Source organism: Duganella sp. Leaf61 (genome assembly GCF_001421905.1).
In the GTDB taxonomy this organism is placed as follows: Bacteria; Pseudomonadota; Gammaproteobacteria; order Burkholderiales; family Burkholderiaceae_D; genus Rugamonas; species Rugamonas zoogloeoides.
In genome coordinates this window covers 17,783-29,347 of the sequence record NZ_LMLM01000010.1, presented here as the reverse complement: position 1 = coordinate 29,347, position 11,565 = coordinate 17,783, and the positions used below count along the sequence as shown (strand labels likewise).

Sequence of the window (11,565 nt, the reverse complement as noted above, 5' to 3'; positions counted from 1 at the left end):
TCAGGGGAAAATGTACGTCTTTGCTTGCTCATCAAACACCTCTCCATGGCGAGCATTCTCGCCTAAATCAGTGTCCGGGTACATTAGACCACTACAGTACGTGGTACCTTCATCTGGCTTGGCAGCTTGCCGGACTGTTCATACTTGCGCACGGTCCGCTCACTCATGCCGGTGCGCGCTGCCGCCAGCTTCTGGCTCGCACCCTTTCGGAGGGCATGATAAATAAGAGCCGGACCGGGGCGCCGGACCGGCTCCTCAACCGGCAAATCTAATTGTCGTCACCGGCATTTCTAATTGTCGCTGGACAGAGGCCGAGTGATTTTGCGCTAAGAAGCCAGTTGGCCGTTTGCTTCGAAATGTTTTTCGATACCGACGAAATCGCTTTCTTCGATGAACAGCGGAAATCTGTTGTTCACCTTCCACTCAACTTCGGCAGCCGAGACGGAGTGAGCCCAAAAGCCGATCAAGGCCATGGGCAGCGTAAATAGAATTTTCACTAGCCGCCTAAACGCTCCCTTCAAGATGTAAGTCCTGGTGAAAGACGCTCGATCAAAAATTTCCCTGCCGACGTTATTCGGGAGGTTGACCGATTGTCATGTAAATTTCCCATCGAATTCTCTTCAATTGTCACTTTCATGTTTCATTCCTCAAACGTCTGCGGGAAACGGCGCCTCTAAAAAACACCGGGCAATCGTAGAGGCACGAGCCGACACCTCACAAATCTCTCCCAAAACGAAAAATTACTTTCGTACACCTTTCGAGCGAAAGAGTTATGATCAAATCGCAAAAATACAACAACAAAATCGCAGAAACGTAAGATTTCGTGAGTTTCGCAGGGTTTCGATATAGACTTAATAACGCCTCAACCCGACGTAACCTTCCACAGGCTTTCGATGTAGGGAACCAATACCCGTGCCAGCGACCCCGGAGACCGTCGTGGGCGCCCGTCATTGCAATCGGCCAGTTTGCTATTGACCAGCGTTTGCCTGCGTTATACCAACAACTTAGAAAAGGAACCATTTAATGACTCACCTGCAACGCCGCTCGCACGCCAAGAGTTATCCTCAATTGGTACTACATCCGCTGACGTCTGCCTGCCTGATTGCGCTTGCCACGCTTGCCGCACCAGCGCGCGCGCAGGAGGACGTCGCCACGGCCGATAACGAAGCCGTTGCCAAGGTCGTCGTGTCCGGCACCCGCGCGAGCTTGCGGGAGTCGCTGGCGCTCAAGCGCAACTCGGCGGTCGTGCAGGACAGTATCAGCGCGACCGAGCTTGGCCGCTTCCCCGACAACAATGTGGCCGACTCGCTCAGCCACATTACGGGCGTGTCGATCTCGCGCACGGCGGGCGGCGAGGGCCAAAAGGTCAGCATCCGTGGTCTGGGTCCTGAATATACGATCACCACTTTCAACGGCCGCCTGCTGGGTACCGACGGCGCCGGCCGCGACTTCGCGTACGACGTGTTGCCGGCCGATGTCATCAGCGGCGCTGATGTCGTCAAATCGACCCAGGCGAAGCTGATCGAAGGCGCCATTGGCGGCCTGGTCAATCTGCGTTCCGCCAGTCCATTCGACCAGAAAGGCCAGCATGGCCTGCTGCGCGTGGAGGGGGACCACAACCAGATGAGCAGCCTGAACGGCAAAAAGCTGTCTGGTACGTACAGCAATACCTTCAACGACCAGCTCGGTGTGCTGCTCGGCGTGGTCTATGCCAAGCGCAATGTGCGCACCGACACGGCCGGCAACGACGGTGGCTGGTCGCGCAACGCCATTCCGAATGACCCGAGCCAGTTCTGGGAGTCGGGCAATACCTGGGGCGGCTTCATCGACCCGAATAACAATGGCATTCTTGATGCCAATGAAGAAGGCCTGATCGCGCCAGGGCAGTTCCGCTTCGGCTCGATCATGGAGAAGAAGGAACGCATGGCGGTGTCGGGCAAGGTGGAATGGCGGCCGAGCAGCGACCTGAAAGTGGTTGTCGATGGCTTTGCCACCCGGCTGGACTCGCCGCAGGTTGGCTACCAGCTGTCGTTCTACCCGTTGTACGCGCCGGGCCGCTGGTCTGACATCAAGGTCAACAACGGCGTCGTGACGGACTTGACGCTGGCCAGCACCGACCCCGAACTGCGGCTCAACCCCGAGGTCCTGAACAAGACCGAGGACCGGGTGGTGGATACGGCAATGGTCGGCGCCAAAGCGGATTGGAAACTCTCGCCCACGCTGAAAATGGCCGGCGACTTCTATCTGTCCACGTCGAAACGCAATTCCGGCGGTAACGACACCTATGTCGTGCTGCGCATGAATCAGCCGAATGTCACGCGTATCCAGCTCACCGGCGCTGCCGTGCCCAACGTGACGACCACACTTGCCGACGGCCGCGACCTGCAGACCGGCCTGGCCCAGGGCCTATTTAGCGGCAACGATTTCAACACCCACTATTACAGCCGCACCGGCGACAACATCAAGGACCGCATCGGCGGCGCGACGGTCAATGGTGAATGGAAGGTGGACTGGTTCAATATCGACCAGCTCAATTTCGGCGTCAGCCAGACCAATCGCAAGAAAACCCGCGACATGATCAACAACGCCTTTAATGCGGGCCAGGATCACTATTCCGGCGAGAATGCGATCAACGTCGGCACCCTGGGCGGCAACGTCATCAACCAGACGCTGAGCCCGAGTGGTTTCCTCTCCGGCGTCAGTGGCAACTTCCCGCGCAGCTTCCTGGGGTTTGATGTCAACAACTACGCGCAGGCCCTGGCGGCCCTTGATGGCCGGCCCCGGCCCGGTGGCGGCGTCTATAGCTCGGCTTTGTCGGCGCCGGCCTGGAACCCGCTGGAAAGCTACCGCGTGACCGAGAAGACCTCGACCGCCTTCGTGCAGGCCGATATGTCGGGCGAGCACTGGAGCGCGGACGTCGGTGTGCGCCTCGTGCACACCAAGACGACCTCGCAGGCCTGGGACGCGAAAATCAATCAGATCGTCGAGAATGGCGCCTTCAATTTCACCGCCGTCTATGCCGACCCGTCCATCGTCCAGCAGGATGCCAGCTACACCTTCGGGCTGCCGTCGGCCAACTTCACCTACTCGATCACCGATGCCCTGCAACTGCGCCTCGGCGCCGCCAAGACGATGGCACGCCCGTCGGTGGACAAGCTCGCTCCGTCCAGCACCACCGCCAGTATCTCGTGGGGCGACTTCACCCAGATTTATGGGGGCAACGCCAATTTGAAGCCGTACAGCGCGCACCAGGCCGACGTGTCGCTGGAGTGGTATTACGCCAAGAGCTCCGCGCTGACGCTGGCCCTCTACCAGAAGAATATCAAAAACCAGATCACCAGCGAATGGCTGACCGGCCAGGACATCGGTGCACCCGGTGGCCGCCTGTTCAATGTGCAGCGTCCCATCAACGGCGACAGCGCCAAGGCGCGCGGCATGGAGATCGGCCTGCAGCATCTGTTCGACAACGGCTTCGGTGTGCGGGCGCAGTACACGCGCAACCTGTCGAGCAGCTGGGTCAACGGCGTCGAGCGCCCGCTCGAGGGTATTGCGCCGGCAACCGCCTCGCTGGGCTTGCTGTATGAGCGCGGTCCATGGAGCATGAGCACCACGGCCGACTACACCGATTCCTTCGTCACCGCCACCAACGTGCTCGGTGCCGGCTTCAACGAGACAGCCAAGGCGATAACGTGGCTGACGGCACAGATGGCCTACGAGGTGAACAAGTCGCTGCGCATCAGCATCGAGGGTAACAACCTGACCGATGCGAAGCAGGAGACCCGGCTGGGCAACAGCACCATCAGCCTTCCCAACGGTTATTACCGCTACGGACGCTCGATCACCCTGGGTGCCAGCCTGAAGTTCTGACCAGACCGGTTGTCCTCTCCTTCACCGCCCTGTCTGTTGGGGCGGTTTTTTTTTACGCGCCAGGCGATCGCGGGCGCGCAAGCGACAATACGAAAGGAGGTGGGTCAATCTGCAATCAGGAGTTCGATGCCGGCGCTCTGCAGACCATCGCGGTACTCGCGGCTGATGCCGGCGTCGGTGATCACGGTATGCACGCGATTGAGTTGAACGATGCGGTGCAGGCTGACACAACCGAACTTCGAGGCGTCGGCCAGCACGATGATTTTTCTGGCGCGCTCCACCATCTTGTGATTCAGGCTCGCTTCGGCTTCGTGGTGGGTAGTCACGCCAAACTTCAGGTCGAAACCATCGACGCCGAGAAACAGTTTATCGAAGCTGTAGGATTGCAGGCAGGCTTCCGCCTGCTGCCCCTGGATCGACAGCGACTGCTTGCGCAGCAAGCCCCCGGTCAGGATCAGGTCAACGCCTGGCGCGTCGGCCAGTTCCCAGGCGATGTTCAGGCCGTTCGTCATCACGGTGACGTTTTGCGCGTCGCGCAACTGGCGCGCCAGCGAGATGGTGGTAGTGCCCGAATCGATTATGACGTTGTCACCAGGCTTGACCAGGCTGGCAGCGAGAACGCCGATGCGCTCTTTCTGGTCATGGTTGATGGCGTCTTTTTGCGGCACCGTGTGTTCGGTCGGCGGGGTGCGTGCCGGCATGGCGCCGCCGTGGTTGCGGATGGCCAGACCCTGGGCCTCGAGCGTGCTCAGATCGTTACGGATCGTCACTGCCGAGACGCCCAGTTGCTTGACAAGTTCGTTGACCTGCACCGACCCGTGCTCGGTGAGTGCTTTCAGTATGATTGCGCGGCGTTGACCGGTCTGTGCCATAGTTGGGCGATAAGTTTTAACAAAACAACAGCTTAACAGATCTGGGCAGCAGAATGCCACCTGCTGCTGCGCGTCATACAGGTATCGCCTCCAGTAACAGGGCATGCGCGAAACGCAGTGTAAGACGCTGAGCCCGGCCGCCGTCCACTACGCCGATCTCCTGGGCATCGGCGTAGTTGCGCAGGCGCCAGCGGCCGGGGCCGAGTCCACGGATTTCCACGGGGCCATCCCAGCGGGGCGCATAAAAGGCAAAATACATCTTGCCATCTTTTTGCACCACGTGGGCCTCCGGCTTGTCGAAGCCGATGTCGTACAGTTCGCCGCGATACACGCCGTTGGCCAGCATCTTGTCGCGATAGATGCCGATCCATTTGCGCCACTGCACTTCGTGCTCCGGTGTCAGCAGGTAGCTGTCCTTGGGCTTGGGGTCAACCGGCCAGGTGAACTTGGTGGACAGCACCGCGCCGATGCCGATGGTCGAGGCGAAATCGTCGCCGCCATCGCTCAACTCGACGTGGTCGCCGGCGTACGGTGCGGAGCGGCCCATCAGCGCCTTGATCGTCTTGCCCTTGTGGCGGATCTGCCACGACGACAACGGATCGGACGACGGCGCCTGGTTCATGTACGGGAAGTTGTGGAAGGCGTACGAGGTGCCGCACGGGCACAGTTCAATCACCGCATTGGGATTGATCTCGCGCGCGGTGTCGTACACCATTTTCCAGAAATCCTGCAGCTTCTCGAATGATTCCTCGGGCCGTGCATGCTTGTGCGCCGGGTTGTGGCAGGGGGCCACGCCGTTCAAATGCTGGCCGTCGATCTTGAGGCCCTGGTAGCCCCACTCGCCAAAAATCTTGCGGATCCACTGGCGCGTCATCTCGATGGTGGGCTCATAGGCCGGGCACAGGTAAAAACTGTTCCACCAGCTGATCAGCTGCGGCGCGCCATTTGCGTCCAGCAGCAGCATGTCGGTGTGATCGTGCAGCAGGTCGGAGCCGGGATCGACTGCCAGTGGCGTGATCCACAGGCGCGCCTTGAGGCCCGCGTCCTTGATCGCGCCGACCAGGCCGCGCATGTCAGCGTCGCCGTTCGGGAATTTTTTGACGTCCAGCTTCCAGTCGCCTTCGTTGTTCTGCCAGCCATCATCGAGCACCGCCCATTCGAGGCCGAGCTCTTTGGCTTTCTGCAGCGTGCCCACCATCAGCGGCACGGTGAAATCGCGCTCGTAGCCCCAGGCGCACCAGATCGGCTCATACGATTCAGCCGGTGCATCGGGCGCGCTCACGCCGCGTTCCGCCATCGCCTGGCGATAACGGTCCAGCGCCGTGAAGTAATCGCCAGTGTGCAGCGCCAGGAAGGTATCCATGGTTTCCAGGGTGTCGCCCGGCTGCAGCACGGTTTCGCTTTCGAACTCCACCGCCAGTGCGGCGCCGCCTGCCACCGCGCGCACCGGCAGCGCCACCAGTCGCGGCACCGTGTCCAGGTGGCCCACCGCCAGGCCGCAATCGCGGTTCCAGACGTCGACTGCCGGCGTGCCGCTGCCGTAGTCGGAAGCGTTCATGCCCATGAAATTGCGTTGGTCGAAACCGGCCACCAGCGGCTGTACCCAGTCGCGCCGGTCGGCGAACGAGGCGCCGGAGAAGGTCCAGAACTCGGCCTTGCGGCCGGCCGCCGGCCGCAGCGTGTGGGCGCTGTTGGACCAAGCGGCAACCGTGAGCGGCTGCTTGCCGGCGTTGCGGTAGGCGACGCGGATGAAGGCAAAGCCACGCAGGCCTTCATAGAAAGTGACCGCCACGGTTTTCTCGATGCCGTCCGCGGATATGCCGGTGAGGCGGTGCCGCACACCCGGACCATGCTGGCCGTCCACGCGGTCGGCTGCCTGCGACGATAACGCAAAGCGCTCGATCCAGCGGCCGTTGGCGGCGTTGGCGGCGTTGGCGCTGGCGGCAACCACGGCGGCGTTGATGCCGGCGCCACTCGGGCCGCCCGCAGCACTGGCGTTGCGCACCACCCGCAGGCGCTCGCTCGGCGCGAAGGCTGTCACCGCCGCCGGTCGCGGACCAAGCCGCGAGATCACGCGGCACTGCAACTGGCCGTCGAATTCCAGTGCCATGGCGTCATCGCCGATGCGCGCCACATCCTTGCCGGTAGCGTTGGCGGCGCCAGGTGCGACAGCGGCGCCGGCATCGGCCACGGTGGCTGCCACGGCGGTTCCGGCCAACCACTGCAGCAGGGTGCGGCGGCGTGGGTCAAGTTGCTTGTTCATGCGTCTCCCTTGTGTTAGTGCCAGGCCTTGGGATAGGCCTGTTCCGCGTTGATGCGATAGAGTTTGTCAACCACCGCGCGTGGCAGCGACAGGCCGCTTACCGGCTGGTCGAGTTCCGGCACGGTGAAGCTGTCGCCGGTGACGAAGTAGCGCCAGTCGCGCCGCCACACCGTGTCCATGTCGGTGACGAAGTCCGCATCGCTCTGCTCGGCCGACTGCGCCAGGTCGGAACCATACATCAGCCGGTCCTGGTATTTGATGAAGAAGGCGCGCACGCGGTCGCGGTCCCGCTGCGACTGGTACTGCAGCTGCCCGATACGGGCGGCGATATCGAGCCTGGCGCCGGGGTGGTCATCGAGAAAACGCCCGATCCGCGCAACATCATATTCCAGCGACGCCAGGTGCACGCCGGTGAAGCGCAGCGTCGGATGCTGCGCCAGGAGCCGATCGCGCGCGGCCATCTGCTGCTCGTAGCCCGGCATTTCCGGGTGCAGGAACATATGATAGGCGGGATGGTTCCTGAAATATTCGCGGTCGTTATTGACCGTCATCTGTTCCACCGGCAGCCAGCAGTTATGCGGTTCGCCCTGGTGGCCCAGCACCATCACGCCGCGTTGCGCCAGGCCGTCGAACAGGGGGGTGAAGCGGGCGTCATCGACCATCACCAGCTTGCCCTGGCTGTCGCGCAGGCTCATGCCGATATTCTTCCAGACCTTGACGCCGACCGCGCCGTCAGCGAGGGCGCCATCGAGGTCTTGCAGTGTCGCCTCGGTCCACCCCGGTTTTTCGAAGCCGTCGGTGGAAAACGTCGCCGCCCACGCCACCTGCTGCGCATGCTGGTGCCCCAGTGCGCTGGCCACCTTGTGCTGCTGGTCCAGCGACGGAAAATCCGGATAATCGACGTTGATGGTCAACGCGCGGAAATTGTCCTTGTGCGCCAATGCCAGCCAGGCATCCTGGCTGGTTCCATGCAAATGCAGGTGGGCGTCGATCTTCGGTACTTTTTCGAAGTCGCCCATGGTGTAGCCATCGGCGGCGCCGCACGGTCCGGCGATCATGGCCGCAACGATGGTGGAAAGCAGGGTAGCTGAGAGGGTAGAAGAGAGGGGCCAGCGCATAAAATCTCCTTGTTAGTTTGCCAGGTGTTCCAGCGCGGCGGTGCTGAGCGGCGTGCCGGCGCGCCGGGCTGCATACAGCGCCGCGCCCAGCACTGGCGCCAGGCGTGGTGGCGCCAGGCGATAGGCGGCGCCGCGCGTCGCGAGCGCGGCGGCAAACGGGGTGTGCAGCGGGCCGTCGTCGCCAAACAGGCCGCCGGAGTAGGACACCGCTACCTCCTGTCCGTCGGCGACGCCCAGCGCGCGCCGCACCGCGTCCACCATTTCCACCAGTTCGGCGGCGGCGGTGTCGATGATGGCCTGCGCCTGATGATCGCCGTGCGCGGCAGCTTCCGACACCAGCCGCGATAACGCGGCGATGCGGCTGCGTTGTTCTTTCAGCTCGCCATAGACGACCTGGCACAGATCCAGGTCTTCCTGTAACGATAACCGTTCGCGCACCAGTCGATGCAACGGTCCGCGGGGCGCGCGGCCATCGCTCATGCGCGAGAAAAGCCCCAGCCCGGCGCGCGCGATCCAGTGCGCCGAGCCTTCGTCGCTGAACAATTCGCCCCAGCCGCCAGCACGCGCAATGCGTCCCGCGAATTCGCCGTAGGCCATCGAGCCGGTGCCTGCGATGATGCTGATGCCGTCCGCGCAGGCCAGCGAGCCTGCCCAGCTGCACACCATGTCGTTGCCGCACAGGTAGCGGTCGTGGCCCAGCACCGCGCGTGGCAATGCATTGAGCTGCGCCAATGCAGTGCGGTCTTCGCCGTAGGCCGGCAGGCCGAAGAACGCGAAGCTGACGTCGGCCGCTGTCACGCCAGCCGCTGCAAACACCGCCGCGCAGCCACGTGCAAGCATTGCCGCCACGCCAGCCATGCCCACCTCGATGTAATAGGCACTACTGTCCTGGTGCCGCGCCAGCACGTTGCCCGCACTGTCGATCAGCGCAAACGCGGTTTTGGTGCCGCCGCCATCAATCCCGAGAAACATGCTGCGCTCCTGCCAGGGGATAGATGGTCACACCGCGCACCACGCGGTTGACGGTGCCCGACACGCTTGGCGTATCGGGACGCAGTCCCTGCGCAAGAGACTGCAGCAACGCAAACGACTGGCAGAACAGAATGTACGGCAGCGCCAGGGCCAGGTCGCATGCCGATTCCGCGCCTTCCAGTACCACGCAGTCCGGGCCCGATGCCGCCACTGCCTGACCGCTCAGTGCCAGCACCCGGCCGGCGCGGCCATCGTTGCGCAATTCGCGCAGCAGGTCCAGGTCGTAGCGGCGCGCCTGCGGATCGTTGGACAGGAACACCACCACCAGCGTCTGGTTGTCGACGATGGTTTTCGGACCATGACGGAAGCCAAGCGGCGAATCGAACAGGGCCACCACCCGGCCATCGGTCAGCTCCAGCAGCTTGAGCGCAGCCTCGCGCGCCAGGCCGCACAGCTCATTGCTGCCCAGGTAAACCACGCGTTTGAACTGTTGTGCCACGAGGGACTGCAACAGCGGCAACGCGGTGGCGTGCAAGCTGGCGCCGGTGGCAGACGGCACCGCGGCAGCACCGGGCGGCATCAAGCCGAATGTCAGCGCAGTAGCCAGCAACATTGAGGTGAAGCTGGTGGTCATGGCAAAGCCACGATCATGGGTGGCGTCCGGCAGCAGAATGGCGTACGCATTGGTACGCGCCTGCGCCATGCGATACAGTTCGCCATCGGCATTGCAGGTAATGACCAGGTGGTGGATATTTTTCACCAGCTGGTCTGCCAGATCGATGGCAGCCAGGCTTTCCGGACTGCTGCCCGAGCGGGCAAACGAGACGAGCAGGGTCGGCACGTCAGCTTGCAGGAAGTGCTGGGGGCCGGAGACGATGTCGGTCGTCGGCACGGCTTCGGCACGCCAGCCCTGGCCCAGCATGGCGGGCGCCAGGCACTCGCCGAGGAAGGCCGAGGTGCCGGCGCCGGTCAGCACAATGCGCAGATCGACCCGGGCGAGCAGCGGCGCGAGGAAGGCGTCCAGCGTGGCGCGGTTGGCGGTTACCAGCTCATCGATCTGCGGCCAGACGCCTGGCTGCTGCGCGATCTCGCGCGCGGTCAGACCGCCGCCGGCTCGATCCAGCCCGGTGGTGCTGAGTCCCAAAATATCCTTGTTTGCCACTAACATGTTTCCAGCTCCTTGATTGCGGTGCCTGCACAGGCATCCATGTACTGGCGCAGCACTTTGGCCACGCCTTCCTTGAGTAAATCGACAGGCAAGTTACGTACCCGGCCTTCGCGCACGGCCTCGTACTGCGCCGGGAGGTACTGGCTGAGCAGCGTGAGCGGCGGTGTGGTGCGTTCCAGGTTGGCCAGCAGTTGCGCCTGTGCCGCCTGGATGGCCGGATGCGGCCAGTAATAACGGATGCGGTCGCTGAGACTGAATTGCTGGTCGAAGCGTACCTGCGCCGGATCGCGGTCGTAATATTTGCGCCAGTATTCAGGCTCGGTGCGCATCACTTCCAGCACCGTGTTCTTGAAATCCGAACCCTGGCCCGCGCCGGTCATTTGTTCCTCGATGTCGGCCAGTGCCCACAAGGTTTCGCGCAGCGCGAAGGTCAGGCCCGGGCCCACCTTCAGGATGGCGAAATGGCCGGCCACCAGCGCGGCCAGATTGGCCGGCGTCTGATAATCGGTCGAGTGGGCCTCGTACACCAGCGTTGGCTCGCCTTCGATGAAGCGGCTCAGCTCCGCCGCGCGCTGCGGCTGGTAGTCGATCACCTTGTGGTGGTCGAACTCCACCCCCGGCTGCACCACCAGGCCCACCACGCGCGGCCACACGGCAGCCAGGCCGGCGGCGGCGAACGCCTGCCGGTGGACGTCGATGGTCAGCGCCGCAGCGCCCGGCGTGGTGACACTGAGCTCGTCCAGGTCTTCATGGGCGCCGCCTGGCACCGGTACCTCGGTACCTACCACATAGACAGGCGCCTCGCCGCCGGACGTGCGCCACGCATGCTCTGCCACCCCGCACAATCGCGCCGCACGCTCGGCAACGACGGCGTCCTGCAGTGGCACGGGATCGCCACTGCAGGACATCGAGCAATCGAGATGGATCTTGCGGAAGCCCGCCTTGACATACTGATCGATCAGTACCTCGGCCTTGGCCATGGCAGCTTCAGGCGACAGGCTTTGCCAGGCGTTCGGCCCCAGGTGATCGCCGCCAAGCAGCACGCGTTGACGCGCCAGGCCGGTGCGGTCGGCAATACCGTGGACGAAGTCACGGAACGCGGCCGGCGTCATGCCGGTGTAGCCGCCATCCTGGTTGACCTGGTTCGAGGTCGATTCAATCAGGACCGGGAGATCGCGTTCAAGCGCCGTTTCCATCGCTGCAGCGATGACCAGAGGGTGTGCCGAGCACACCGAGTGGATGCCGACTGTTTCGTCAGATTTGTGACGGCGTACCAGGTTCAATAAATAATCCATCGTTAGCTCC

At 62.9% G+C, this 11,565-nt stretch carries 7 protein-coding genes; 1 reads left to right on the top strand and 6 read right to left on the bottom strand.

Annotated features, from left to right (window positions below; all coding sequences use genetic code 11):
* The first annotated feature begins 1,023 nt into the window (after positions 1–1,023).
* Positions 1,024–3,867: a TonB-dependent receptor gene (locus tag ASF04_RS08960; protein ID WP_056140217.1), complete on the top strand. Its 2,844-nt coding sequence runs from the start codon at positions 1,024–1,026 to the stop codon at positions 3,865–3,867.
* A 104-nt stretch (positions 3,868–3,971) separates the two neighbouring features.
* Here the strand turns inward: ASF04_RS08960 and ASF04_RS08955 are convergent, their stop codons facing one another.
* From ASF04_RS08955 to ASF04_RS08930, 6 genes are all read right to left on the bottom strand, one after another.
* Positions 3,972–4,739, bottom strand: a complete 768-nt coding sequence (locus ASF04_RS08955; protein WP_056140215.1) for a DeoR family transcriptional regulator — start codon at positions 4,737–4,739, stop codon at positions 3,972–3,974.
* A 73-nt stretch (positions 4,740–4,812) separates the two neighbouring features.
* Positions 4,813–7,002: a glycoside hydrolase family 36 protein gene (locus ASF04_RS08950; RefSeq protein WP_056140211.1), complete on the bottom strand. Its 2,190-nt coding sequence runs from the start codon at positions 7,000–7,002 to the stop codon at positions 4,813–4,815.
* A gap of 14 nt (positions 7,003–7,016) precedes the next feature.
* Entirely contained in the window at positions 7,017–8,120 is a 1,104-nt protein-coding gene (locus tag ASF04_RS08945; RefSeq protein ID WP_082488659.1) for an amidohydrolase family protein, read from the bottom strand.
* A gap of 12 nt (positions 8,121–8,132) precedes the next feature.
* Positions 8,133–9,092 (bottom strand): N-acetylglucosamine kinase, encoded by a 960-nt coding sequence (locus tag ASF04_RS08940; RefSeq protein WP_056140204.1) that lies wholly within the window; start codon positions 9,090–9,092, stop codon positions 8,133–8,135.
* On the bottom strand, positions 9,076–10,260 hold the full coding sequence (locus ASF04_RS08935; protein WP_056140201.1) for an SIS domain-containing protein: 1,185 nt from the start codon (positions 10,258–10,260) through the stop codon (positions 9,076–9,078). Before ASF04_RS08935 ends, ASF04_RS08940 begins: the two co-directional genes overlap by 17 nt.
* Positions 10,254–11,555 (bottom strand): D-tagatose-bisphosphate aldolase, class II, non-catalytic subunit, encoded by a 1,302-nt coding sequence (locus ASF04_RS08930; protein WP_056140197.1) that lies wholly within the window; start codon positions 11,553–11,555, stop codon positions 10,254–10,256. Before ASF04_RS08930 ends, ASF04_RS08935 begins: the two co-directional genes overlap by 7 nt.
* Between the last annotated feature and the right edge of the window lie 10 nt (positions 11,556–11,565).